We start from the raw sequence: 23855 nt of genomic DNA, 5'->3' as shown, positions 1-23855 counted from the left end.
CCTGGAGAGCAGCGTTTTAAGGCAAAAGGCGAGCGGGCAGCAAGCGCATCAACTGCGTGTCGAACCAGGCGATAAACGCCGGTGACGGTGCCGCGTCCACCGCAAGGTACCACCAGTCGGGCCTGGCAAAGGCGCGGCACTTCACCGCGTCCTTTTCAGTCATGACCAACGGCAGTGCCGGTGTGAAATTCAAGACCTCGGCGCTGTACGGCGCGTGGTCGGCAAAAGCATGGGGTATTGGGCGCCAGTGTAGCGTTTCAAGGGTATTGAAGAAACGTTGCGGGTTGCCGATGCCGGCCACCGCATGTACCTGCTGCCCCACCGGGAAGTGTTCGACGGGTTTACGCTCGCCGGTATGCAGGTTGACCAGCGCGGCAGGCAACAGACGGAAGGCAAAGCCGTCGTCACGGTCAGAACCTGCGCCGTTGTAAAGCAGCGCATCGACGCTCTGCAAACGCTCGACCGGCTCACGCAACGGGCCCGCCGGCAGGCAGCGACGGTTACCCAGCCCGCGAGCGGCGTCAATCAATACCAGTTCCAGGTCACGGGCCAGGCGGTAATGTTGCAGGCCGTCGTCGGAGAGGATCAGGTCGAGGGTTTCGCTGGCCAACAGCGCCTTCACGGCGCGGCTGCGGTCGGGGTCGATCATCAGCGGCACGCCGCTGCGCTGCACGATCAGCAAGGGTTCGTCCCCCGCCACCGCAGCGGTTTGATCGGCCTCTACGCGCCATGGAAACTGTGGCGGCTTGGCGCCATAACCGCGGCTGACCACACCGACGCGCAAACCACTGCGCTGGCAATGGTCGATCAGCCAGAGAATCATGGGCGTCTTGCCGGTGCCACCCACCGTGATATTGCCTACCACCACGACCGGCACCGGCGACTGATAGATCTCGCCCTCGCCCGCCAGGAACCGTGCGCGCTTGCGCTGCACCACCCGGCGATAGAGGGATTCCAGCGGCTGCAATAACGCAAGTGCAGGATGGCCTTCGTACCAGGCCTTGAGCAAACGATCAGTCATGGCCATCAGGGTTGGCTCGCCGCCTCGACGGTGGTCATGCGCAAATGGCTGAAGCCGAGCTTGCCGGCAGCGTCCATCGCCGTGATGACGGCCTGGTGCTTGGTGTTGCCATCGGCGCTGATGGACAGTGGCAAGTTAGTGTCCCCACCAGACTCTTTTTGCAGCGCTTCCATCAGGCTGGCCAGGTCGTTTTTCTCCAGCAACTGGTTATTCACCGAGAACACGCCATCGGCGCTGATGGCGATGTCCAGTTGCTTGGCCTGCTGGTCTTCCGCCGGCGAACCGCTGACGGCTTCCGGCAGGTCGACGCGCAGCTGGGTTTCCCGGGTAAAGGTGGTGGTGACGACAAAAAACAGCAGCAGGATAAACACCACGTCGATCAACGACGCCAGGTTGATATCGACGTTTTCCCGTTGCTTGCGACGAAATTTCACGCGTTGCCCTCAACCAGGTCCACGTCACGGTCGCCCTGTACCACTTCCACCAGCTTGATGGCTTCCTGCTCCATGCCCACCACCAGTTCGTCGATGCGCCGTTGCAGGAAACGGTGGAAGAACACCGAAGGAATACCGACCATCAGGCCCGCCGCCGTGGTGATCAAGGCCTTGGAAATACCACCGGCCAGCACTGCGGCGTTGGTGGTCATGCCCGACCCCATGAATGAGCTGAAAATATCGATCATGCCCAGCACCGTACCGAGCAGGCCGAGCAACGGTGCCATGGCGGCGATGGTGCCCAGGGCATTGATGTAGCGCTCCAGCTCATGGATGACCCGGGCGGCGGCCTCTTCGATGCACTCCTTCATGATCTCGCGACCGTGCTTGGAGTTGGCGAGGCCGGCGGCGAGGATTTCACCCAGGGGCGAGTTGGCGCGCAGTTCCTTGAGTTTTGTCTTGTCGAGCTGCTTGTTCTTGATCCAGCCCCAGACCTGGCCCAGCAGGTGGTCAGGCGTTACACGGCTGGCACGCAGGGTCCATAGGCGTTCGGCGATGATGCCGAGTGCGGCGATGGAACTCAAAATGATCGGCAACATCATCCAGCCGCCGGATTTGACCAATTCCCACACAGTGAATGTCCCCTCGAAAAAGTGCGCCACTTTACCATAAGGGTCCGGTGGAAGGGCTGGCCTGCCCCAGAGCATCCTGTCGCAGGGGCCGCTCTTTGGTAACGCTGTTTTGCGGTGGGCGCTCGCGCCAAAAACGCCGCTGGCTGCGCGCGGCCAGCGGCGGCTGGAAGGTGCCCAGTTGCAGGCGGAGTGCGCCTTGCTCGGCACTGTCATAAATCGCGCTGCCCATGGCCTGGTAACGCTCCAGCACCTGTGGATGCGGGTGGCCAAATCCATTGCTGCGCCCCCGGGAAATCAACACGGCCTTGGGTGCCAGGCGCTGTAGAAAGGCCCATGACGACGAGCTGCGGCTGCCGTGGTGCGGCGCTTGCAGCCAATCGACAGGAGCGCCCATGGGAGTGGCCAGCAATGCCCGCTCGGCGTCATGGTCAATATCCCCGGTCAGCAACAAGCGCTCGCCATTGGCCTGCACCCGCAACACGCAGGACATCTGGTTACCGTCCGTCGCATCAGGCCATTGCCATAGCTCGAACCTCACGCCATCCCACTCCCACTGCTCGCCGCTGACACACGCTTGGGTACCGAGCGAGGCCGGCAGCCGTGCCGTCTCACCGCCCACCACACGCTTGACCGGCAACCCTTGGGCGACGGCCAACGCGCCGCCGGCATGATCGGCATCGGCATGACTGAGCAGCATCACGTCCAGCTCTGCGACCCCCAGCTTGCGCAACGCAGGCAATACGACACGCGCGCCAAGATCGAACTCACCGGAGCGCGGCCCGGCGTCATACAGCAGTACATGGTTGCGGGTACGCAGGATGATCGCCAACCCCTGGCCGACATCCAGTTGCACCACCTCGACCAGCCCATGAGGTATCGACTCCCGCGGCGGAAACACCGCCAGCAGCAACATCGGCCAACCCAGCAGCCGAAACGGGACGCCCTTGGGCAGCAATAACAGCACCGCCCCCAGCAGGCTCACCAGCCAATAGTTAATGGGCACTTGCGCCGGTATCCAGGCCGGCAAGTACTGCGCCAGCAGCGCCAGTGCCTTGAACAGCCCGTCCAGCGTGCCGCCCGCCAGCCATAACAACCCCTCTCCTATATAAGGCAGCGGCAATAACACCGTACCCAGCAAGGCCAGGGGCAGCACCACCAGGCTGATCCACGGCACCGCAACCAGGTTGGCCAGCGGCCCGCTCAGGCTGATGGGCAGGCCGAGCACCAGCAGCAGCGGAAACAGGCCGATGGCAATCATCCATTGGGCGCGGGTCCAGGCTTGCCACAAGGGCCAGGGGCCCAATCGGCCACTGAACGCCAAAATCAGCACCGCAACAGCCGCAAAAGACAGCCAGAACCCCGGCTGCAGGCTGGCCAACGGTTCGAGGATCAGCACCGCGTCCAGCGCCAGCAACAGCGGCCACCAGATTCCCAGGTGACGAAACCGCAGACGCCACAGCAATACCAGGCCCACCATCACACAGGCCCGTTGCACCGGCACCTCGAAACCTGCCAGCAGGCCGTAGCCCAGCGCTGCAGCAAACGCCAGGCCGCAGGCCCAGGGCAGCCACGGCAAAGGTTTCGGCCAACCCCCGTAGCGCGCAAGACCGGCGACCAGGCCATAGATCAACCCCGCCAGCAGGCCGATGTGCTGCCCGGATATCACCAGTAAATGCACGGTGCCAGTGGCTTGCAGGACCCGCCAATCCTCGGCGGCCAACCCGGAACCATCGCCGAGCACCAGCGCCGCCAGGCCCGCCTCTCGCCCCTGGGCATCCACTGCCAGCAGCCGCTGGCGAATCCCGTCGCGCCAGGCATGTCGTGCCGGTGCCACCAGTTGGCCGTCCTTGACCGAGCCGGTGGCGCCAATCCGCTGGGCCAGCAGCCAGGCTTCATAGTCAAAGCCATCGGCATTGAGCAATCCGGAAGGACGCTTGAGAGTCACCGCTAGTCGCCAGCGCTCACCGCTCTTAACCGGCGGACCGCCGCGCCAGGACACGCGAATGCGCTTGGGAAGCAGCTCCTTGCGTGACCGGCTGTCGGTCAGTTCGAAGCGCACACCGTCGCCCATCTGCTGCGGTAACCCGCTGACACGCCCCTCCACCCAGCGGGTCTGGCCATCCAGATGCGGGGCCAACCGGTCATCCAGCGCCCACTGGGCGCTGAGGCATGCCCAGCCCAGGCCAAGCAGGAAAAACCCCAGCGGATAGGTACGAAAAGGCAACAGCACCAGGGCCAGCACCGGCATCAACAACAGCCAGCCGCCAGACGGCAACGCGGGTAAAAAACGCAAGGCGAGCAGCCCCAGCGCGAGTGCGAACATCCCTGTTCTCATGGATCTTTCCTTGAAAGCGACCCATTGAGTCTTAGCCGGGCTAGCGGTGTGGCCTATTATTATTTGTCACAAAGTCTGAATTTCACGTTCGTGGAATGCGGGCATACTTGCCCCTCGAACTGACCTGGACCCCTTATGCCACGGCGCTTATTCAAACGGTACATGCCCGATCCGACCAGCATTCGGGAACACAAGTCCTTACGCTTTCTCGGCAAGTTGCTGCATGACCCGAATCTCTGGCACCTCAATCGGCACTCGGTCGCGCGCGCCATGGCCGTTGGCCTGTTCGCGGCATTCATCCCCATTCCCTTGCAGATGCTGCTGGCAGCGGTCCTCGCCATCAGCGTGCGCGGCAACATGCCGATTGCCGTGAGCCTGGTCTGGCTGACCAACCCGATTACCATGCCGCCGGTGTTTTTCTGCACCTACATGACCGGGGCCTGGCTGATGAATGTGCCACCCCGCAGCATGCCCGACGAGCTGACCTGGGAATGGATCAGCGGGCAGTTGTCGACGCTGTGGCAACCGTTCCTGCTGGGCTCGGTAGTACTGGGGCTGGTGATGGCGGTGCTGGGTTATTGCCTGACCATGGGCTATTGGCGCTGGTGGGTGGCCCGACAGTGGAAAAAACGCAAACAGCGCAGGTTGTAACCGTTAGCGCGCCAGCAAGCGCATGTGCACACGTAAACCCTGGCCGGTATTTTCCGCCCACAGGCTGCCGTCCTGACGCTGCACGGCGTTGCGCGCAATGCTCAAGCCCAGGCCAAAGCCGCCGTCGCCGGGCCGTGAACCGTCCAGCCGGGTGAATGGCGCAAAGATTCGCTCCAACTCCACCTCATCGATCCCGCCGCCCTGGTCTTCCAGCCACAAGTGCCAGTGATCCCCCTCACGCTGCCCGCCCAATTGCACCGTTCCGTCTTGCGCAGAGTGCCGGATGGCATTGCGCAGGATGTTCTCCAATGCCTGGGCCAGCAGGTTCAGATGACCGCGCACCCAGCAGTCGGCCCCCAGCTCGCACTGCAAGCGTGAAGCCGGCCAGCCACTTTCAAAACAGGCGTTTTCCCGGAGCATGTCCCACAGCGCCTGCACCTGGATGTCTTCCTTGGGCAACGGCGCGCGTTCGGTGTCGAGCCAGGCCAGTTGCAGGGTGTCGTCCACCAGGCGCTGCATGCCGTCGATTTCCCTCCCCAGGCGCTCGCGCAGCTGGGTCAGGTCCTGCTCGCTGTCACTGGCCACGCGCAGGCGGCTCAACGGTGTGCGCAACTCATGGGACAAATCCCGCAGCAGTTGCTGTTGCAGGGCCACGGTGCCTTGCAGGCGTTCAGACATCTGGTCAAACGCGCGGCCCAATTCCCCCAGTTCATCCTGGCGGCTGGTGGTGTCGCGGGAAAGCCGGGTGCCCAGTTGATCGGCACGCCAGGCGTTGGCCTGCTCTCGCAGGTGGTTGAGGGGCATGATCAACAGCCGGTAGAGGCCGATGCACAGCAGCAGGGTGAACAGGCCGGGAATCACGCCATTGGTGACGATCCGCCAGAACAGCTGGTTTTGCCCGGGCATGAAACGCCGCGGCAATTCGATCACCAGGGAGCCCGCACCCGGGTCGAGCGGGAACGGGATTTTCAACCACGGCAGGCCCTTGGCATGCCGGCTGACGGGCCAGTCCAGGCCGCGCAGGAAGGTCAGGCGCTGGCTCTCCTTGTCCGTCAGTGGGTAGCTGCTCAGGGATTGCAGGTCGTTGCCGATGACCCCCACCCAGGTGCGCTCGCGCTGGCCCAGGGTGTGCAACCATTCGTCCACACCGGCGTTGCCGCCCTTGTTCCAGGCCAGTTCCGCGCCAGCGGCATAACCGCTCAGGGTGGCGCGGGCCTCGCTGGACAGAAAGGCATTCTGCTCTTCCATATACCGGCCCCATGACCAACTGAGCCAGATCATCAGCAAGCAAAACGCGATCAGCAGGCAGGCCAGTTTCCAGAATAACGAATGCTTGCCCGGCAGCCGTTTGAACGCGGCTTTAAAGCCCGTCATCGTGACCGCTCAACACATAGCCCTTGCCCCACACCGTGCGCACTTCCCGCTCGCTGTAGCCGACAGCCTTGAGCTTGCGACGAATCTGGCTGATGTGCATGTCCAGGCTGCGGTCATGGGGCGCATAGCCGCGCTGGAACACATGCTGGTAGAGGAAGGCTTTGCTGAGGACTTCTTCGGCGTTGCGGTGCAGGGTTTCCAACAGGCGATATTCGCTGCGGGTCAGGCCGGCCCACTGCTCCCGGTGAAACACATCACACAGCTCGTCATCGAAACGCAGGCTGCGGGCATCGCCGCGCACCGCCGCCAGGGCCGGCAACGGCCGCCGGTCCAGGGCGACCCGGCGCAGGATCGCTTCGATGCGCACCCGCAACTCGGCCATGCTGAACGGCTTGGGCAGGTAATCGTCGGCCCCCAGGCGAAAACCGCTGATGCGATCGGCTTCGGCCCCCAGGGCCGACATCAGGATCACCGGCATCGAATGGCTCTGGCGCAAATGCGTGAGCACCGACAAACCGTCCATGCCCGGCAGCAGGATGTCCATCAACACCACGTCGAAGCGCTGATCGCGGGCCATTTGCAGGCCCTGCTGGCCGTTCTGGCACCAGGTCACCTGGAAGCCACAGAGGCCCAATTGCTCATGGACATAGGCGCCAAGCACAGGATCGTCTTCAATCGCCAGGATACTGGGTAAGCCAAGTGCTGCGGGATTCATTAGCGTCTGCAAGTCATTCTCAATGACTGATTATTCAAGATTGCCCCCCCATGAGCAACCGCCGCCGGGCGTCCGGCGGCCCAAGGTTTGCCTCAGGTCATTAATTTTGCAAGATTCCCCGCCGCGCAAATGGCTACACTGCGCAGGTGGCGCGGGCCGGATGCCTGCGTGGAATTCGACAACAGTGTGGTAGCAGGAGAGTGGCGTGCTTAAAAGAATGGGGATAAAAGGCCGCGTACTGTTGCTGACCTTATTGCCTACCAGCCTGATGGCGTTGCTGCTGGGCGGGTACTTCACCTGGATGCAGCTTTCGGAGTTGCAGTCGCAGTTGCTGCAACGCGGCGAGATGATCGCCGAGCAACTGGCGCCGCTGGTGGCCCCGGCCCTCGGCACCAGGAACACCGACCTGCTGGAACGCATCGCCACCCAGTCCCTGGAACAAACCGATGTGCGCGCCGTATCGTTCCTCGGGCCCGACCGCACGCCCCTGGCCCACGCCGGGCCGACCATGCTCAACCAGCCGCCCATCGGCAACAGTTCGCACCTGTTGCAGCGCACCGGCAATGACGCCACCCGTTATCTGCTGCCGGTGTTCGGCCGCCATCGCAACCTCGCCGGTGAACTGATCCCGGATGAATCCGACCGCCTGCTCGGCTGGGTCGAGCTGGAACTGTCCCACAACGGCATGTTGCTGCGTGGCTACCGCAGCCTGTTCGCGAGCCTGCTGCTGATCGCCATCGGCCTGATCTGTACCGCTGCCCTCGCCTTGCGCATCAGCCGTACGATCAACTCACCGATCGGCCTGATCAAACAGGCCGTCGCGCAACTCAAGGACGGCAATCTCGAAACCCGCTTGCCACCCCTGGGTAGCCAGGAGCTGGATCACCTGGCCTCGGGCATCAACCGCATGGCCGAGACCCTGCAAAACGCCCAGGAAGAATTGCAACACAGCATCGACCAGGCCACCGAAGACGTGCGGCAAAACCTCGAAACCATCGAGATCCAGAACATCGAGTTGGACCTGGCCCGCAAGGAAGCCCTGGAAGCCAGCCGCATCAAGTCGGAGTTTCTGGCCAACATGAGCCATGAAATCCGCACGCCGTTGAACGGCATCCTTGGTTTCACCCATTTGTTGCAGAAAAGCGAACTGTCACCGCGCCAGCTGGATTACCTGGGCACCATCGAAAAATCCGCCGACAACCTGCTGGGCATCATCAACGAAATCCTCGACTTCTCGAAAATCGAGGCCGGCAAGCTGGTGCTCGACAGCATCCCGTTCAACCTGCGGGACTTGCTGCAAGACACCCTGACCATCCTCGCCCCGGCCGCCCACGCCAAACAGCTGGAGCTGGTGAGCCTGGTCTACCGCGACACGCCGCTCGCCTTGGTGGGTGACCCGCTGCGGCTCAAGCAGATCCTCACGAACCTGGTGAGCAACGCGATCAAGTTCACCCGCGAAGGCACCATCGTTGCCCGCGCCATGATTGAAGACGAACAGGAAGACAGCGTACAACTGCGCATCAGCGTGCAGGACACCGGCATCGGCCTGTCGAACCAGGATGTGCGGGCGCTGTTCCAGGCGTTCAGCCAGGCGGACAATTCGCTGTCACGCCAACCCGGCGGGACCGGCCTTGGCCTAGTGATTTCCAAGCGCCTGATCGAACAGATGGGCGGTGAGATCGGCGTCGACAGCACGCCGGGAGAAGGCTCGGAATTCTGGATCAGCCTGAACCTGCCGAAAACCCGTGACGATATCGAAGACCTGCCCTCCGCGCCGCTGCTGGGCCGGCGCGTGGCGGTGCTGGAAAACCACGAGCTGGCGCGCCAGGCCCTGCAACATCAGCTGGAAGACTGCGGCCTGGAAGTCACCCCGTTCAACAGCCTGGAAAGCCTGACCAACGGCATCACCAGCGCCCACCAGACCGAACAGGCGATTGACCTGGCCGTGCTGGGCATCACCGCCAACGACATTCCGCCGGAGCGTTTGAACCAACACCTGTGGGACCTCGAACACCTGGGCTGCAAGGTACTGGTGTTGTGCCCGACCACCGAACAGCTGCTGTTCAACCCCTCGGTGCCCAACCCCAACAGCCAGTTGCAGGCCAAGCCCGCGTGCACCCGCAAACTGCGTCGCGCCCTGGCCGACCTGATCAGCCCGCGCCCGCTGCGCAGCGAACCCGGCGAGCCCCTGTCCAGCCGCGCGCCGCGGGTGCTGTGTGTCGACGACAACCCGGCCAACCTGCTGCTGGTGCAAACCCTGCTGGAAGACATGGGCGCCAAGGTCCAGGCGGTGGAAAGCGGTTACTCGGCCATCGAGGCAGTGAAGCAGGAAGCCTTCGACCTGGTGCTGATGGACGTGCAGATGCCGGGGATGGACGGTCGCCAGAGCACCGAGGCAATCCGCACGTGGGAAAGCGAACGCCATGGCACACCGCTGCCCATCGTCGCGCTGACGGCCCATGCGATGGCCAACGAAAAACGCGCCCTGCTGCAAAGCGGCATGGATGATTACCTGACCAAACCCATCAGCGAACGGCAACTGGCCCAGGTGGTGTTGAAATGGACCGGGCTGGCCCTGCGCAACCAGGGCCCGGACCGTGGCACCGAAAGTTTCGGGCATGCCACGCAATTGCCGGTGCTGGACCATGAAGAAGGTTTGCGCCTGGCGGCCGGCAAGGCGGATCTGGCGGCAGACATGCTCGCGATGCTGCTGGCCTCGCTGGAAGCGGACCGTGAAGCGATTCGCGTCGCCCGTGACGCCAATGACCGCAACGCACTGATCGAACGGGTGCACCGCCTGCACGGCGCCACCCGGTATTGCGGCGTGCCGCAACTGCGTGCGGCCTGCCAGCGGGCCGAGACCCTGCTCAAGCAGGACGACGCCAAGGCCATGCCGGCCCTGGATGAACTGGACATGGCGATTGCCCGGCTGGCCAGCGAGGCGCGGGTCAGCGCGTAAACTTTCGGGGCAATGTGGACAGGGAGGCTTGCTGTGGCGAGGGAGCTTGCTCCCGCTGGGCTGCGCAGCGGCCCCAAAATCCTGGGAGCGCTTCGCACTCCAGCGGGAGCAAGCTCCCTCGCCACAGCAAGCTCACTCACCACAACAGGCGCCCTCACCACAGCAAGCTCACTCACCACAGACAAGCCCCCTCGCCACAAAATCAGCTTTCCATCATCAAGAAGGAATATTTGATGCGCATCATCCTCTTCAGCAGCCAGACCTACGACCGCGACAGCTTTCTCGCCCAACCGCTACCCGAAGGCATGCAGCTGCAATTCCAGCCGGCCCGGCTGAACCTCGACACCGTGGCCCTGGCCGAACACCACGAAGTGGTCTGCGCCTTTATCAACGATGACCTCAGCGCTCCGGTGCTGGAGCAGTTGGCCAGCGGCGGCACCCGCCTGATCGCCCTGCGTTCCGCCGGCTACAACCATGTCGACCTGCCCGCCGCCAAGCGCCTGGGCCTGACCATCGTGCGGGTGCCGGCCTACTCGCCCCATGCGGTGGCCGAACATGCGGTCGCGTTGATCCTGGCCCTCAATCGCCGCCTGCACCGCGCCTACAACCGTACCCGCGACGGTGACTTCAGCCTGCACGGCCTGACCGGTTTCGACCTGGTAGGCAAGACCGTCGGCGTGGTCGGCACCGGGCAGATCGGCGCCACATTCGCCAAGATCATGGCCGGGTTCGGCTGCCGGCTGCTGGCCTACGACCCCTACCCCAATCCGCAGGTCGAAGCCCTCGGCGCCCGGTATGTGAGCCTGCCGCAGTTGCTGGGCGAGTCACAGGTCATCAGCCTGCATTGCCCGCTGACGGCGGACAGCAAACACCTGATCAACGCCCAAAGCCTCGCCCATATGCAGCCCGGCGCGATGCTCATCAACACCGGGCGCGGCGGCCTGGTGGACACCCCGGCGCTGATCGACGCGCTCAAGGACGGCCAGCTCGGCTATCTGGGGCTGGATGTGTATGAAGAAGAGGCCCAGCTGTTTTTCGAAGACCGCTCGGACCTGCCCCTGCAAGACGACGTATTGGCGCGCCTGCTGACCTTCCCCAATGTGATCATCACCGCGCACCAGGCCTTCCTGACCCGCGAGGCGCTGGGGGCGATTGCCGGCACCACCCTGGCCAACATCGCGGCGTGGGCTGGCGGGCAGGCGCAAAACCTCGTCGAAGGATGATCAGCGGTCACATAGCCGCGCCATGATGGGTAGCGGCGCATGATAGGATGCCGCGCCTATTTGGAGGATCCATGGCCGAACACGATTTCCGCTTCAGCTTGCTGAGCCCGCAACACACCCTGATCGAATGCCGCGCCCTGGTGCCGGGCCGTTATCAAGTCACCGGCAACGGTGGCTCGATCAAGAACGGCGACGTTCTGATCGTCACCCTGCGCGGCAGCAAAACCCTGTCGATGCGCCTGACCGTCGAAGGCGATGCGCGCTACTCCATCCGCCCGGCGGGCCAGTGGGTCGCCATGGCCCAGGGGCCGAAATTCGGCGAACTGGAGATTCACACCTGGAAGGTCAACTGCGACAGCTGCGACAACGTGCTGGAGTTTGAATTCGCGGTGGAAACCAAGCTGAGCAAGGAGCCGCTGCAACCGGCCGCCACTGCACGGGTTACCGAGTTGGGCTGGGCCACCCTGGGTGACAAGCACCGCTGCCCGAAATGCCAGCAGGCCGCGCAATGAAAGCCCTGCTGATGCTGGCCGTGCTGGGTGCAGGCCTTGCGGGCTGCGCCAGCGACGAGGTCAAGCTCAAGCAGGATCACAGCTACGTGGTGGAATGGATCGGTGAGCGGCCGCTGATGGATTACGCCCACCTGACCGTGACCCTCGGCGCCGATGGCCGGGCCTATGGCAATGGTGGCTGCAACCATTGGTTTGCGCCCTACACCCTGGACGGCGACAAGCTGAGCTTCGGCAAGGTCGGCAGCACCCGCAAACTCTGCGCCGAAGCGCTGATGGAGCAGGAGCACCGCTTCTTCCAGGCCCTGCAGGGCGTGCAGCGCTGGGACATTTCGCCGATCGAACAGACCCGCTTCTGGCCGGCGGATGGCAAGCCGTTGCGGTTGTGGCTGGAAGAAGGCTGATCTGTAAGGCGCAGCAGGTCTAAATGTGGGAGCGGGCTTGCTCGCGAAAGCGGTGGATCAGTCGATGTATCCGGTGACTGTCACACCGCATTCGCGAGCAAGCCCGCTCCCACATTTTTTATCCGCGCAACGCCTTGAGCTTGGCCAACACCCCTTCCGCCGTCTGCTCACCCATCAGTTGCTCACGCACCTTGCCCTTGTCATCAATGATGTAGGTCACCGGCAGGGCTTCACTGCGGGGAATGTCGAAGATCCCGTCCGGGTTCTGCGCCAGTACGGTGAACTTGATGCCCAGCTTCTCGCTGGCGCTCTTGAGCTCTTCACCCTGGACGTTGTCGAAATTCACCCCGAACACCCCCACCGACTGGCCCTTGAGCTGTTCGGCCAAGGCGTTGAGTTCCGGGATTTCAGTACGGCACGGGCCACACCATTCGGCCCAGTAGTTAACCACCAGCCATTGCTTGTCCAGGCGCTCGGCGGCCACTTTCTGACCATATTGGTCAACGCCATAATCATTGCCACAGCCGCTGAGCAGCAGTGTGCCGATGATTGCCAATGCGCCTAACAGTCGCCTCGTCATGGGGTAATCCTTCGTAAAAATGAACGTTGGCTGCGGCCTATCGCCTCTCATGGTTTAAGGACGCGGCGCAGCGCGGGTAGAATACCCGCCACCTTACGCAAGATGCGACCCGCACATGACCGATCTGACGCTTTATCACAACCCGCGCTGCTCGAAATCCCGCGGTGCGCTCGAACTGCTGGAAGCCCGTGGCCTCACACCGACGGTGGTGCGCTACCTGGAAACCCCGCTCGACGCCGCGCAATTGCAGGCCCTGCTGGGCAAGCTGAACATCAGCGCGCGGCAACTGCTGCGTACCGGCGAGGACGAATATAAAACCCTCAACCTGGCTGACACCAGCCTCAGCGAAGCACAGTTGATCGCTGCCATCGCCGCTCATCCGAAACTGATGGAGCGCCCGATCCTCGCCACCGCCGACAAGGCCGTGATCGGCCGCCCACCGGAGAACATCCTGGAGCTGGTTTCGTGAGTGCGCCGTATGTGCTGGTGTTGTATTACAGCCGCAACGGTTCAGTCAGCGAAATGGCCCGGCAGATTGCCCGGGGCATCGAGCAAGCCGGGCTTGAGGCGCGGCTGCGCACCGTGCCGGCCATCTCCAGTGAATGCGAGGCCGTGGCGCCGGACATTCCGGTCGACGGCCCGCTGTACTGCAGCCTCGACGACCTGAAGAACTGCGCAGGCCTGGCGCTGGGCAGCCCGACCCGTTTCGGCAACATGGCCGCGCCGCTCAAGTACTTTCTCGACGGCACCAGCAACCTGTGGCTGACCGGCGCCCTGGTCGGCAAGCCGGCAGGTGTGTTCACCTCCACCGCCAGCCTGCACGGCGGCCAGGAGACCACACTGATGTCGATGCTGCTGCCGCTGCTGCACCACGGCATGCTGATCACCGGACTGCCCTACAGTGAACAGGCGCTGCTCGACACCAAGGGCGGCGGTACGCCTTATGGCGCCAGCCACCATTCCGGTGCCGACGGCAAGCGTGCGCTGGATCAACACGAGATCGCCCTGTGCCGCGCCCTCGGCCTGCGCCTGGCGAAGACCGCTGCGCTACTGGAGAACGGCCGTGGCCAGGAAGCCTAAGCTACTGCCGCCCCAGGCCTGGCTGGAGCCACGGGTCAAGGCGATGCGGGCGTTGAGCCTGCTGGCGTTCCTGGGATTGGTGGGGCTGCTGTGCGCCTACTACTTGGTGTTCGCCGATCTGCATGGCGCGCGGCCGTGGGTGATTCTGCTGATCGAATTGGTGCCGCTGCTGTTGCTGGCGCCGGGGATGATCCTGGGCAGCGCGCGCGGGCATTCATGGATGTGCTTTGTGGTGAACCTGTATTTCATCAAGGGCGCGCTGGCGGCGTATGACCCGAACCGGCAGTGGTTTGGTGTGCTGGAAATGCTGGCGAGCCTGGCGGTGTTCTGCACGGCGTTGATGTATGTGCGGTACCGGCATCAGCTGAATCGGCGGTTGGCGGGGGAAGGATTGCCTGCCTGATGCTTTTGTAGTGCCTGACCTGCCGCTATCGCAGGCAAGCCAGCTCCCACAGAGGAATGCATTCCAAGTGTGGGAGCTGGCTTGCCTGCGATGGCATCAACCCGGTATCAATGATTCACGGTGTAAGCCAGCATCATCGACAACTGGCACATCGGCCGCCCGCTCTCGGCATGCCACTGGTTGAACGCGCCCTGCACCGTGGCCAGGTCCCGCAGGCTGGTGGGCACCTTGTCGACGATCTTCTGCGCATTCAGCGCCGCCACCACGTCATAGCTCGGCACGAACGTGTCCTTGCCCACCATCCGTAAAAAGCGCGGCGCCGAGAGCCCGCCCAACTGGTGGCCGTGCTTGCTCAGGTACTTCCACAGGCCGACGATATCGGTCACTGGCCAGTCGGCAATAAACCCGCCGAAGCTGCCTTTTTCCTTCTCGATATCCAGAATCATCTGCGCATTGCGCGGCACGCTCTTGAGCTTGCCCAGGTGACGGATGATGCGCGTGTCCTGCATCAGCCGCTCCAGGTGCTCGGCGCCCATGAGTACGACTTTTTCCGGGTCAAACCCAAAGAACACCTGCTCGAAGGCCGGCCACTTGGCGTCCACCACGCTGTGCTTCAGGCCGGCACGAAACACCCGCAGCGACAGGGTCGACAGGTAGCGGTCATCGCTGATCTTGCGCAGTTTCGCCGGGGTCAGGGGCACAGGCAGGTGGGCTTCCAACTCGGCCGCCGAACCAAACCGGTTCAGACAATATTCGTGCAGCCACTTGTAATCGCGCATGCCCTCTCCTAAGGATTGAAATGAAAAAGGCGCCCAGGAGCGCCGTCTGTCAGAGCGGTGAAAACACTCAGAGGTTCACTACGTTGACGAAGCGCGACGCCGCACTTTCGTCGATACGCAGGCTGGTGAAGTCGAACAGGTTACGGTCAGCCAACTGCGACGGCTGCACGTTCTGCAAGCTGCGGAAGATGCTGTCGACGCGGCCCGGGGTCTTGCGGTCCCAATCCTGGAGCATGTCCTTGACCACCTGGCGCTGCAGGTTTTCCTGGGAGCCGCAGAGGTTGCACGGGATGATCGGGAATTGCTTGAGGTCGGAGTAGGCCTGGATGTCCTTCTCATGGCAGTACGCCAGTGGGCGGATCACCACGTTGCGCCCGTCATCGGCCCGCAGCTTGGGCGGCATGGCCTTGAGGCTGCCGTTGAAGAACATGTTGAGGAAGAAGGTTTCGACGATGTCATCGCGGTGATGACCCAGGGCCATCTTGGTCGCGCCGATTTCGTCGGCAAACGTATAGAGCGTGCCACGGCGCAGGCGCGAGCACAGCGAGCAGGTGGTCTTGCCTTCCGGGACCAGCTCCTTGACCACCGAATAGGTGTCTTTCTCGACGATGTGGTACTCGATCCCCAATTCCTTGAGGTAGGCCGGCAGCACATGCTCGGGAAAACCCGGCTGCTTCTGGTCCATGTTCACGGCGACGATGTCGAACTTGATCGGCGCGACCTTTTGCAGGTGCATCAGCACGTCGAGCATGGTGTAGCTGTCCTTGCCGCCGGACAGGCAGACCATGACCTTGTCGCCCTCTTCGATCATATTGAAATCGGCGACTGCCTCGCCGGCCAGGCGACGCAGGCGTTTTTGCAGTTTGTTCTGGTTGACCGTAAGAGTGCCCATGGCGCTTGGATCCGCGAAAGGTGTGTGACGAAAAGCCGGGTATTTTACCGGGATGGACGACCGAGTTCCAATGTGGGAGCGGGCTTGCTCGCGAACGCGAAGTGTCATTCGCCAGGTGTTTAGCTGACCCACCGCATTCGCGAGCAAGCCCGCTCCCACAGTTGACCGCATTCCAATCAACAGACCCTGCCGCGATTAAGCCCAATGTTTACAGCGCAATTTGCTCTAAAGCCCCACACTTTTTCCGGTCATCACTTCCTATACTGCGACATAAGGTCGCACATATATCCAGACCTTTCAGGCCAATTGGCCCGTGGGCGCTCCGCTGGGGGGCGATGGTAATAACGACAGGAGTGACTGGCATGATCCATCACGTCGTGGGACTTTTCACCCACCCCGATCAGGAATGGCGGGAAATTCGTGGCGATAAAGAAGAAAGCATCGGCCACATGTACCTCACCCACACGCTGATTCTCGCGGCCATCCCCGCTGTCTCAGCCTTTATCGGTACCACTCAGGTGGGTTGGGTCATCGGCAGCCGCGCCCCGGTGATGCTGACGGTGGAAAGCGCGTTGTGGATGACCCTCATGTCCTACGCGGCGATGCTCGGCGGCGTGGCGGTGATGGGCGCGTTCATTCACTGGATGGCCCGCACCTATGACGCCAACCCCAGCATGGCGCGCTGCGTGGCGTTTGCCACCTACACCGCGACACCGCTGTTTATCGGCGGGCTGGCGGCGCTGTACCCGCATATGTGGCTGGGCATGGTGGTGGGCACGGCGGCCATTTGCTACACGGTGTATCTGCTGTACGTGGGGCTGCCGACCTTCATGAACATCCACCCGGACGAGGGCTTCCTGTTTTCCAGCTCGGTACTGGCGGTAGGCCTGGTGGTGCTGGTGGCGATCATGGCCTTTACCGTGATCGTCTGGGGGCTGGGCGTAGGCCCGATCTACACCAACTGACGCGGTTTACCCGCAGGAGAAGCCACCGCAAGGTGGCTTTGTGCGTTATGCATGACCATTCGGCGCCTGACAGATTCGGATACACCCTTGTTTGCGGCATACTGGACATCTCTGGAGATATGTACAGCATGCCCGAGCAACTCAATACCCGCGTCGAAGATTGTTTCCTGCAAGCCGAATCCTTTTTCAAACGAAGCTTCAAACGCCCCCAGGTCAGCCTCAAGCTGCGGGGCCAGAAGGCCGGTGTCGCGCATTTGCACGAGAACCTGCTGCGCTTCAACCCGCAGCTGTACCGTGAAAACAGCCAACACTTCCTTAAACAGACAGTCGCCCATGAAGTGGCCCACCTGATTGCCCACCAATTGTTCGGCGAGCGCATCCAGCCCCATGGCGAGGAATGGCAGTTGATCATGCGTGGGGTTTACGAACTGCCGCCGGACCGCTGCCACACCTATGAAATCCAGCGGCGGCGCGTCACGCGGTATATCTACCGCTGTCCGTGTGCCGACAGTGACTTCCCGTTTTCGCCCCAGCGTCACGGGTTGGTGGGCCAGGGCCGGCGGTATTTGTGTCGCAGGTGCCGGCAGACTTTGGTGTTTACCGGGGAAACCCGCGTCGAGTGAGGTTTGTGGTGCTTGTAAGGCCCTCTTCGCGAGCAAGCCCGCTCCCACATTTGATCGCATTCCAACGATGGAACTCGGTTGAATGTGGGAGCGGGCTTGCTCGCGAAGGGGCCGGCCCAGGTGCTACTGAATCACCTTGGCACGCCGCAAATCATCTATCTGCTGAGCACTGAATCCCAACTCCGCCAACACCTCATCGCTGTGAGCGCCCACCGCCGCGCCTATGTGCCTGGCCGCCGGCAAGCCCTCGGAAAACTTCAGCGGGCAGGCCATTTGCGCTTGGCTGGAACCATCGCCCCGCGGCACCTGGCTGACCAGCTCCCGGGCTTTCAACTGCGGGTGTTCAACGGCCTCGCTCAGATTCAGCACCGGCTCGACACACGCATCAATCCCGGCAAACAGCTCACACAGCTCATCAAAGCTGCGTTTCTCGAACTCGACCTGCAGCGCCAGCTTGAGGGCTTTCTGCTGCTCGGGTTTGGGCGATAGGCCCATTGCCGCCAATTCAGGGCGGCCAAGGGCCGTACACAGCTGCTGCATAAACGCCGGCTCCAGACTGCCCACCGACAACCAGCGTCCTTCCCGCGATCGGTAATAGTCATAGAAACTGCCGCCATTGAGCACCTGGTTCTCCCACGCCGGCTCCACGCCGCACGCCAGGTAACCGGCGCCGGCCATGGCATTCAGGCTGAAGGCGCAGTCGGTCATGCTCACGTCCAGGTATTGCCCCACCCCACTGTGCTGCCGGCCAATCACCGCCGCCAGCAAACCGATCACCGCGTGCAACGAGCCGCCCCCCACATCCGCCAACTGCACACCCAAGGGCAACGGCCCGCTGTCCTGGCGCCCGGTGTAACTGGCAATGCCTGCCAGGGCCAGATAATTGATGTCATGGCCGGCGCGATCCTTGTAGGGGCCGGTCTGGCCGTAGCCGGTGATGGAGACGTAGATCAGCTTTGGGTTGATCGCCTTCAACGCCTCGTAACCCAGGCCCAGGCGCTCCATGACCCCGGGGCGGAACTGCTCGAGGACGATGTCGTAGTCCGCCACCAGTTGCCGCACGATCGCCACCGCCTCGGCCTGCTTGAGGTCCAGGGCCAGGCTGCGTTTGTTGCGGTTCAGATAGGCATGGCTGGCCGACACGCCCTGGTCATGGGGCGGCAGTACTCGCAGCAGGTCCATGCGCGTGGGGGATTCGATGCGCAACACCTCGGCGCCCATGTCGGCCAGCAGCAACGAGGCGAACGGCCCCGGCAGCAAGGTGGAGAAATCCAGTACTTTGAGGGACGCCAAGGGACCTGACATGCGGACTCCGATTCCGATTCGATTGGCCACAGAGTAGGCAAACCCGGTGGTCGGCGGCAATCACATAAACCATCATCCGAAGTGACTGATGCTTCCCGAAGGCATAAAAAAACCCATCCGAAGATGGGTTTTTCACAAACGCTGCAGCCTTACTTGACGGCGGTTGGAGCCGGGCCTTCGGCCACGCCCAGGTCGTCTTCTTCACGGGTGTCGGAGATACCGCGACCACCGGAAGCCAGTTCGACTTTCAGCTTGTCTTCGTCCAGTTCCTTGACCCACTTGGCCACAACCAGGGTTGCAACAGCGTTGCCAACCAGGTTGGTCAGTGCGCGGGCTTCGGACATGAAGCGGTCGATACCCAGGATCAGCGCCAGGCCGGCAACCGGCAGGTGGCCAACAGCCGACAGGGTAGCGGCCAGTACGATGAAACCACTACCGGTCACGCCAGCAGCGCCCTTGGACGACAGCAGCAGTACCAGCAACAGGGTGATCTGGTGGGTGATGTCCATGTGGGTGTCAGTCGCCTGGGCGATGAACACGGCAGCCATGGTCAGGTAGATCGAAGTACCGTCCAGGTTGAAGGAGTAGCCAGTCGGGATAACCAGGCCGACTACCGACTTCTTGGCGCCCAGGCGTTCCATCTTGATCAGCATGCGTGGCAGTGCGGATTCGGACGAGGAAGTACCCAGTACGATCAGCAGTTCTTCACGGATGTAGCGGATCAGTTTCAGGACGCTGAAGCCGTGTGCGCGGCAGATGGCGCCCAATACCAGCACCACGAACAGGATGCAGGTGATGTAGAAGCAGATCATCAGCTGACCGAGCTGCACCAGCGAACCTACGCCGTAGGCACCGATGGTGAACGCCATGGCGCCCAGGGCACCGAGTGGCGCGAGCTTCATGATCATGTTGATGATGTTGAACATCACGTGGGCGAAACGATCGATGAAGTCCAGCACCGGCTTGCCGTAGGCACCCAGGCGGTGCAGGGCGAAACCGAAGATCACCGAGAACATCAGCACTTGCAGGATGTCACCGGTAGCGAACGCGCCAACGATGGTGTTCGGGATCACGTTCAGCAGGAAGCCAACGATGCTCTGGTCGGCACCGGCAGTCACGTAGGCCGCGACTTTGGAGGCGTCCAGGGTAGCCACGTCGATATGCATGCCGGCGCCCGGTTGCACGACGTTGACCACGACCAGGCCGATCAGCAGGGCGATGGTGGAGACAATTTCGAAGTACAGCAGCGCGTAGCCGCCGGTCTTGCCGACCGATTTCATGCTTTGCATGCCAGCGATGCCGCTGACAACGGTGCAAAAGATGATCGGGGCGATGACCATTTTGATCAGCTTGATAAAGCCGTCACCCAGTGGCTTGAGGGCCACGCCGGTCTGCGGGTAGAAGTGACCGAGCAAAATACCGATAACGATTGCAACGATCACCTGGAAATACAGGGATTTGTACAGTGGCTGACGAGTCGTCATTGCAAAGTTCCTCAATCGTCCCGTGTGGCAAATATCCGCCATTGCCCACGACACTTGAATTGCGAACCCTCCTGCACTGGAGGGATTTGTTGTTTGAGAGCCTGCTCGAGGCGGTCTCCCTGCGCTCTGTATCGCAAGCGTCGTGCCACTTCTGCTGAAACCCCCTGAAGGCCTTTAGACATCAGCGCTCGGGCGATTTCCAGCTTAAGGTTATGCCTACAGACAGTGGCGGATTTCCGCCTGCTCGCCTGATCTCGTCCTACAATTTGGCGGATATCCGCCTTGTTGCACCCGCCCGGGGTGGCTAACATCCGCCACTCAATGGACGAGGCCCCTCATGCGTGAACGAACCATCGCCAGTCACTACGCCCGAGCCGCCCTCGGCGGTGCTCGCCGGGCCGGCTACGATTATTCGGGCCTGCTGCAGCAGGTCGGCATCACTGCGGAACTGCTGAGCGAGCCCCGCGCCCGCATCGCCCCCGAGCAATTCACCCAGTTGTTGCAAATGCTGTGGCTGGCGCTGGATGACGAATACCTGGGCTTCGCCGAAGGCCCGAGCAAGCGCGGCACTTTCGCCATGATGTGCCACGCGCTGATTCACTGCCGCACCCTGGAGAAGGCTCTGGAACGCGGCTTATTATTTTATAGCCTATTCCCGCAGGGTCCGCGCTGGCGTCTGACACGTGAAGGAGAAATGGCCCGCCTGAGCCTGGACGATTCGCAACTCTGGGACCCGGATCACTTCCTCAGCGAATGCCTACTGGTGATCTGGCACCGCCTCGGCAGTTGGCTGATTGGCCAGCGCATCCGCCTGCACCAGGCCACCTTCAGCTACCCGACGCCGCCCCACGCCGGTGAGTACGACTTGCTGTTCCCCTGCCCGCAGGTATTCGCGGCGCCCACCAGCAGCCTGGTGTTCCCCAGCCGCTACCTGAGCCTGCCGTTGTTGCAGGACGAGCGCACCCTCAAGCATTTCCTCGAACGCTCCCCGGCCGACCTGCTGTCGCGGCCGGATGAAGGCGACAGCCTGAGCAGCCAGTTGCGCCGCCTATTGAGCCGCGACCGCACGCCCTGGCCTGACCTCGAAGCCGTCGCCCAGCACCTGCATATCAGCCCGCAGACCCTGCGTCGGCATTTGCGGGAGGAAGGCACCAGCTTTCAGGCGCTCAAGGATGAGTTGCGCCGGGACATTGCGATCTATCATTTGGGGCGGGCGGATTTGTCGTTGCAGGAAATCGCCGAGCAGCTGGGGTTTTCCGAACCGTCGGCGTTTCATCGGGCGTTCAAGAAGTGGACCGGGTTGACGCCGGGGGCCTATAGAGCACAAGAAACCTAGGTGTGTATTGATGCGACTGGCCTCTTCGCGAGCAAGCCCGCTCCCACATTTGACCGAGTTCCACCTTGGGAATGCCATCGAATGTGGGAGCGGGCTTGCTCGCGAAGAGGCCGGCACAGCCAATAAAGATCAAACAGCCGGGAAGTGAATCTTGAACGCAGCCCCACCCAGCGGTGAATCCCCAAGGGTCAGCCGGGCGCCATAGCTTTCAATGATGTCCTTGACCACCGCCAGGCCAATCCCCTGCCCCGGATGCTGGCGGTCGAGCCGCTCGCCCCGCTGCAGGATGCGCGCACGCTGGTCCGGCGGCACGCCGGGGCCATCGTCTTCGATGCACAACTCGGTGCCCTCCAGGCTTTCCTGCAAGGTGATGCGCACTTCGCTCAGGCACAGGCGATAGGCGTTCTCCAGCAGGTTGCCGAGCAGTTCCAGCAAGGCGCCCTTCTCGATCGGCACGTCGCATTCGTCCGGCAGTTCAAAGGCGACCTTCACGCCCTTATCGCGATAAACCTTGTCCAGCGTGTCGCACAGGCTTTGCAGCACCGGCTCCAGCCGCACCTGGTGGCGCACCAGGCCGCTTTTACGCAGGCTGGCGCGCTGCAATTGGTAGCTGATCTGCTGGCTCATGCGTTCGATCTGCGATTGCAGTACCCAGGCCTGGTCCCGATCTTCGGGGCGCTGGGCCATGTCTTCACTCACGCCTTGCAACACCGCCAACGGGGTTTTCAGGCTGTGGGCCAGGTCATCCAGGGAATCGCGGTAACGGGTGCGTTGCTCCCGCTCGCTGTGGAGCAACCGGTTCAGGGAGCCGGTCAGGCGCAGCAGCTCGCGCGGGTGTTGCTCGCTGAGGCTTTCCCGGGTACCGCCTTCGATTTCATCCAATTCCTGGCTCAGCCGGCGCAGCGCCTGCAGGCCCCAGGTCAGGCCCAGCCACAACAGGGTCAGCAGCACCAGCAAGGCGGCGCCGAAGCCCAGGTAGAGGTTTTCCCGCAGGCCTTCGAGGGTCAGTTGGTATTCACGCACCGGTTGCAGGGCGACGATACTGAACGCCGCGCTCTTGCCGCCCAGCAGCTTGACCTCGACGTCATAGACAAAAAATTCCTGGCCGTTGGCCTCGCGGATCCGCGCAAACTCGTTGCCGCGCCCGTCATAGCGCGGCTTGTAGTTGATGTTTTCTTCCTGGGTGGCGCGCGACCGCCAGACCAAATGGCCTTCGCGGTCATAGATGTAGCCCAGCAGGCGGCTGTCGGTGAGGTTGAAACGCTCGTCCGGCAGCTGCGCGGGCATCAGCAGGCGATTGTTTTCAACCCGGGCAGCCGAAATCAGCGTCGTGACATCCGACGCCAGGCGCTGCTCGATGGAGTCCTGCAGGGCCAGGCTGAAGGCGCCCTGCATGGCCGGCAACAAGGCCAGCATAAACAGCACGGCCAGGATGGTGGCCGCGAGCATCAAACGTACACGTAGCGAGCGAATCAACGGCAGCGCTCATTGAACAGGTAGCCCAGGCCACGCACGGTGTCGATCGGTTTGAAACCCGCCGGGCCTTCCAGCTTGCGGCGCAGGCGGCCCACCAGCACTTCGATCACGTTCGGATCACGCTCGTCGTCATCGGGGTAGAGCTGTTCCATCAGGCGGTCCTTGGCGACCACTTGCTGGTGATGCCGCATCAGGTATTCGAGGATGCGGTATTCGTAGGCGGTCAGCGCCAGTGGCTGTTCGTCGAGGGACGCCTGCTTGCGATTGAGGTCCAGCAGCAACGGCCCGGCGACGATGGTGGATTGGGTGAAACCGCTGGAGCGGCGCAACAGTGCGTTCATCCGCGCTTCCAGCTCTTCGAACTGGAACGGCTTGACCACGTAGTCGTCGGCACCTGCTGCCAGGCCTTCAACCTTGTCCTGCCAGTTGCCACGGGCGGTCAGGATCAGGATCGGGAAGGTCTTGGCCTGGGCGCGCAATTGGCGGATCAGGTCCAGGCCGCCCATGCCGGGCAGGCCCAAATCGATGATCGCCAGGTCGTGGTTGAATTGCCCGGTCTGGTACAGCGCCTCTTCGGCATTGGCGACGGCCTCGACCACGTGACCGCTGTCGGTAAGGCGGGTCAACAGGTGATGGCGCAGCAACGCCTCATCTTCGACAACCAGCAATTTCATA

The 23855-nt window shown here is 62.6% G+C and carries 24 protein-coding genes; 11 read left to right on the top strand and 13 right to left on the bottom strand.

Features of this window, described 5'->3' with window-relative positions:
* Nucleotides 1-16: 16 nt before the first annotated feature.
* Genes lpxK through HX817_RS23750 form a run of 4 tightly spaced genes read right to left on the bottom strand, consistent with a single transcriptional unit; the run spans nucleotide 17 to nucleotide 4410 of the window.
* On the bottom strand, nucleotides 17-1027 hold the full coding sequence (gene lpxK / locus HX817_RS23765) for a tetraacyldisaccharide 4'-kinase (RefSeq protein WP_177008421.1): 1011 nt from the start codon (nucleotides 1025-1027) through the stop codon (nucleotides 17-19).
* Nucleotides 1027-1455, bottom strand: a complete 429-nt coding sequence (locus HX817_RS23760; RefSeq protein WP_004371361.1) for a biopolymer transporter ExbD — start codon at nucleotides 1453-1455, stop codon at nucleotides 1027-1029. Before HX817_RS23760 ends, lpxK begins: the two co-directional genes overlap by 1 nt.
* Entirely contained in the window at nucleotides 1452-2087 is a 636-nt protein-coding gene (locus HX817_RS23755; protein ID WP_004371363.1) for a MotA/TolQ/ExbB proton channel family protein, read from the bottom strand. The genes HX817_RS23760 and HX817_RS23755 overlap by 4 nt, the downstream gene beginning before the upstream one ends.
* 31 nt (nucleotides 2088-2118) lie before the next feature.
* A complete protein-coding gene (locus HX817_RS23750; RefSeq protein ID WP_177041473.1) occupies nucleotides 2119-4410 on the bottom strand; it encodes a DNA internalization-related competence protein ComEC/Rec2 in 2292 nt (763 codons plus the stop codon).
* A 147-nt stretch (nucleotides 4411-4557) separates the two neighbouring features.
* Between HX817_RS23750 and HX817_RS23745 the strand changes: the two genes are divergently transcribed.
* Nucleotides 4558-5073 (top strand): DUF2062 domain-containing protein, encoded by a 516-nt coding sequence (locus HX817_RS23745; RefSeq protein WP_004371367.1) that lies wholly within the window; start codon nucleotides 4558-4560, stop codon nucleotides 5071-5073.
* A 3-nt stretch (nucleotides 5074-5076) separates the two neighbouring features.
* On the opposite strand, the gene HX817_RS23740 is transcribed toward HX817_RS23745, so the two are convergent.
* Together HX817_RS23740 and HX817_RS23735 are read right to left on the bottom strand one after the other, a co-directional pair.
* A complete protein-coding gene (locus HX817_RS23740) occupies nucleotides 5077-6447 on the bottom strand; it encodes a sensor histidine kinase (protein WP_008434990.1) in 1371 nt (456 codons plus the stop codon).
* Nucleotides 6434-7162 carry a response regulator transcription factor gene (locus tag HX817_RS23735; RefSeq protein WP_004371371.1) on the bottom strand — a complete coding sequence of 243 codons (729 nt, stop codon included), beginning with the start codon at nucleotides 7160-7162 and terminating at the stop codon, nucleotides 6434-6436. The genes HX817_RS23740 and HX817_RS23735 overlap by 14 nt, the downstream gene beginning before the upstream one ends.
* A gap of 205 nt (nucleotides 7163-7367) precedes the next feature.
* Here HX817_RS23735 and HX817_RS23730 point away from each other — a divergent pair, with 205 nt between their 5' ends.
* The 4 genes from HX817_RS23730 (at nucleotide 7368) to HX817_RS23715 (ending at nucleotide 12257) form a co-directional block, all read left to right on the top strand.
* Nucleotides 7368-10121 (top strand): response regulator, encoded by a 2754-nt coding sequence (locus HX817_RS23730; RefSeq protein WP_008434994.1) that lies wholly within the window; start codon nucleotides 7368-7370, stop codon nucleotides 10119-10121.
* Nucleotides 10122-10354: 233 nt separating this feature from the next.
* Entirely contained in the window at nucleotides 10355-11344 is a 990-nt protein-coding gene (locus HX817_RS23725) for a 2-hydroxyacid dehydrogenase (RefSeq protein WP_177041364.1), read from the top strand.
* Nucleotides 11345-11415: 71 nt separating this feature from the next.
* A complete protein-coding gene (locus HX817_RS23720; RefSeq protein WP_177041362.1) occupies nucleotides 11416-11856 on the top strand; it encodes a hypothetical protein in 441 nt (146 codons plus the stop codon).
* A complete protein-coding gene (locus tag HX817_RS23715; protein ID WP_004371380.1) occupies nucleotides 11853-12257 on the top strand; it encodes an META domain-containing protein in 405 nt (134 codons plus the stop codon). The genes HX817_RS23720 and HX817_RS23715 overlap by 4 nt, the downstream gene beginning before the upstream one ends.
* Nucleotides 12258-12375: 118 nt before the next feature.
* On the opposite strand, the gene HX817_RS23710 is transcribed toward HX817_RS23715, so the two are convergent.
* A complete protein-coding gene (locus HX817_RS23710) occupies nucleotides 12376-12837 on the bottom strand; it encodes a TlpA disulfide reductase family protein (protein ID WP_004371382.1) in 462 nt (153 codons plus the stop codon).
* A 115-nt stretch (nucleotides 12838-12952) separates the two neighbouring features.
* Here HX817_RS23710 and arsC point away from each other — a divergent pair, with 115 nt between their 5' ends.
* From arsC to HX817_RS23695, 3 genes are read left to right on the top strand one after another with little or no spacing between them, the layout of a single operon-like run.
* Entirely contained in the window at nucleotides 12953-13306 is a 354-nt protein-coding gene (arsC, locus tag HX817_RS23705) for an arsenate reductase (glutaredoxin) (protein ID WP_004371385.1), read from the top strand.
* Nucleotides 13303-13917: an NAD(P)H:quinone oxidoreductase gene (gene wrbA, locus HX817_RS23700; RefSeq protein WP_004371390.1), complete on the top strand. Its 615-nt coding sequence runs from the start codon at nucleotides 13303-13305 to the stop codon at nucleotides 13915-13917. The genes arsC and wrbA overlap by 4 nt, the downstream gene beginning before the upstream one ends.
* A complete protein-coding gene (locus tag HX817_RS23695) occupies nucleotides 13901-14320 on the top strand; it encodes a DUF2069 domain-containing protein (RefSeq protein ID WP_177022202.1) in 420 nt (139 codons plus the stop codon). Before wrbA ends, HX817_RS23695 begins: the two co-directional genes overlap by 17 nt.
* A 107-nt stretch (nucleotides 14321-14427) precedes the next feature.
* On the opposite strand, the gene HX817_RS23690 is transcribed toward HX817_RS23695, so the two are convergent.
* Nucleotides 14428-15099, bottom strand: coding sequence for a DNA-3-methyladenine glycosylase I (locus HX817_RS23690; RefSeq protein WP_004371396.1), 672 nt, complete (start codon nucleotides 15097-15099; stop codon nucleotides 14428-14430).
* 67 nt (nucleotides 15100-15166) lie between these two features.
* Nucleotides 15167-15991, bottom strand: a complete 825-nt coding sequence (ttcA, locus tag HX817_RS23685) for a tRNA 2-thiocytidine(32) synthetase TtcA (RefSeq protein ID WP_008435321.1) — start codon at nucleotides 15989-15991, stop codon at nucleotides 15167-15169.
* A 362-nt stretch (nucleotides 15992-16353) separates the two neighbouring features.
* On the opposite strand from ttcA, the gene HX817_RS23680 reads away from it, so the two are divergent.
* Together HX817_RS23680 and HX817_RS23675 are read left to right on the top strand one after the other, a co-directional pair.
* On the top strand, nucleotides 16354-16956 hold the full coding sequence (locus HX817_RS23680) for a Yip1 family protein (RefSeq protein WP_004371402.1): 603 nt from the start codon (nucleotides 16354-16356) through the stop codon (nucleotides 16954-16956).
* A gap of 128 nt (nucleotides 16957-17084) precedes the next feature.
* The gene (locus tag HX817_RS23675) at nucleotides 17085-17579 is read left to right on the top strand and encodes a SprT family zinc-dependent metalloprotease (protein WP_004371405.1); all 495 of its coding nucleotides are present in this window, start codon (nucleotides 17085-17087) and stop codon (nucleotides 17577-17579) included.
* Between the two features lie 123 nt (nucleotides 17580-17702).
* On the opposite strand, the gene HX817_RS23670 is transcribed toward HX817_RS23675, so the two are convergent.
* On the bottom strand, nucleotides 17703-18884 hold the full coding sequence (locus HX817_RS23670; RefSeq protein ID WP_177041360.1) for a CaiB/BaiF CoA-transferase family protein: 1182 nt from the start codon (nucleotides 18882-18884) through the stop codon (nucleotides 17703-17705).
* A gap of 149 nt (nucleotides 18885-19033) precedes the next feature.
* Complete coding sequence (locus tag HX817_RS23665) at nucleotides 19034-20368, bottom strand: dicarboxylate/amino acid:cation symporter (RefSeq protein WP_008435307.1); 1335 nt, start codon at nucleotides 20366-20368, stop codon at nucleotides 19034-19036.
* A gap of 337 nt (nucleotides 20369-20705) precedes the next feature.
* On the opposite strand from HX817_RS23665, the gene HX817_RS23660 reads away from it, so the two are divergent.
* Nucleotides 20706-21704 (top strand): AraC family transcriptional regulator, encoded by a 999-nt coding sequence (locus HX817_RS23660; RefSeq protein WP_003214223.1) that lies wholly within the window; start codon nucleotides 20706-20708, stop codon nucleotides 21702-21704.
* Between the two features lie 129 nt (nucleotides 21705-21833).
* Here the strand turns inward: HX817_RS23660 and HX817_RS23655 are convergent, their stop codons facing one another.
* Nucleotides 21834-23180 carry an ATP-binding protein gene (locus HX817_RS23655; RefSeq protein ID WP_023659245.1) on the bottom strand — a complete coding sequence of 449 codons (1347 nt, stop codon included), beginning with the start codon at nucleotides 23178-23180 and terminating at the stop codon, nucleotides 21834-21836.
* Complete coding sequence (locus tag HX817_RS23650; RefSeq protein WP_003214228.1) at nucleotides 23177-23854, bottom strand: response regulator transcription factor; 678 nt, start codon at nucleotides 23852-23854, stop codon at nucleotides 23177-23179. Before HX817_RS23650 ends, HX817_RS23655 begins: the two co-directional genes overlap by 4 nt.
* Nucleotide 23855 lies beyond the last annotated feature (1 nt).

Origin of the sequence: Pseudomonas sp. C6002 (assembly GCF_013385805.1) — a bacterium.
In the GTDB taxonomy this organism is placed as follows: domain Bacteria; phylum Pseudomonadota; class Gammaproteobacteria; order Pseudomonadales; family Pseudomonadaceae; genus Aquipseudomonas.
The sequence above is the reverse complement of the archived record's forward strand: the minus strand, read 5'-3'. Positions and strand labels throughout refer to the sequence as shown.

What these genes read in the sequence shown, in the direction of transcription:
- lpxK (WP_177008421.1), bottom strand. Translation starts at nt 1,027, where the DNA reads ATGGCCATGACTGATCGTTTGCTCAAGGCCTGGTACGAAGGCCATCCT.
- HX817_RS23750 (WP_177041473.1), bottom strand. Translation starts at nt 4,410, where the DNA reads ATGTTCGCACTCGCGCTGGGGCTGCTCGCCTTGCGTTTTTTACCCGCG.
- HX817_RS23745 (WP_004371367.1), top strand. Translation starts at nt 4,558, where the DNA reads ATGCCACGGCGCTTATTCAAACGGTACATGCCCGATCCGACCAGCATT.
- HX817_RS23740 (WP_008434990.1), bottom strand. Translation starts at nt 6,447, where the DNA reads ATGACGGGCTTTAAAGCCGCGTTCAAACGGCTGCCGGGCAAGCATTCG.
- HX817_RS23735 (WP_004371371.1), bottom strand. Translation starts at nt 7,162, where the DNA reads ATGAATCCCGCAGCACTTGGCTTACCCAGTATCCTGGCGATTGAAGAC.
- HX817_RS23725 (WP_177041364.1), top strand. Translation starts at nt 10,355, where the DNA reads ATGCGCATCATCCTCTTCAGCAGCCAGACCTACGACCGCGACAGCTTT.
- HX817_RS23720 (WP_177041362.1), top strand. Translation starts at nt 11,416, where the DNA reads ATGGCCGAACACGATTTCCGCTTCAGCTTGCTGAGCCCGCAACACACC.
- HX817_RS23715 (WP_004371380.1), top strand. Translation starts at nt 11,853, where the DNA reads ATGAAAGCCCTGCTGATGCTGGCCGTGCTGGGTGCAGGCCTTGCGGGC.
- HX817_RS23710 (WP_004371382.1), bottom strand. Translation starts at nt 12,837, where the DNA reads ATGACGAGGCGACTGTTAGGCGCATTGGCAATCATCGGCACACTGCTG.
- arsC (WP_004371385.1), top strand. Translation starts at nt 12,953, where the DNA reads ATGACCGATCTGACGCTTTATCACAACCCGCGCTGCTCGAAATCCCGC.
- HX817_RS23690 (WP_004371396.1), bottom strand. Translation starts at nt 15,099, where the DNA reads ATGCGCGATTACAAGTGGCTGCACGAATATTGTCTGAACCGGTTTGGT.
- ttcA (WP_008435321.1), bottom strand. Translation starts at nt 15,991, where the DNA reads ATGGGCACTCTTACGGTCAACCAGAACAAACTGCAAAAACGCCTGCGT.
- HX817_RS23680 (WP_004371402.1), top strand. Translation starts at nt 16,354, where the DNA reads ATGATCCATCACGTCGTGGGACTTTTCACCCACCCCGATCAGGAATGG.
- HX817_RS23675 (WP_004371405.1), top strand. Translation starts at nt 17,085, where the DNA reads ATGCCCGAGCAACTCAATACCCGCGTCGAAGATTGTTTCCTGCAAGCC.
- HX817_RS23670 (WP_177041360.1), bottom strand. Translation starts at nt 18,884, where the DNA reads ATGTCAGGTCCCTTGGCGTCCCTCAAAGTACTGGATTTCTCCACCTTG.
- HX817_RS23665 (WP_008435307.1), bottom strand. Translation starts at nt 20,368, where the DNA reads ATGACGACTCGTCAGCCACTGTACAAATCCCTGTATTTCCAGGTGATC.
- HX817_RS23660 (WP_003214223.1), top strand. Translation starts at nt 20,706, where the DNA reads ATGCGTGAACGAACCATCGCCAGTCACTACGCCCGAGCCGCCCTCGGC.
- HX817_RS23650 (WP_003214228.1), bottom strand. Translation starts at nt 23,854, where the DNA reads ATGAAATTGCTGGTTGTCGAAGATGAGGCGTTGCTGCGCCATCACCTG.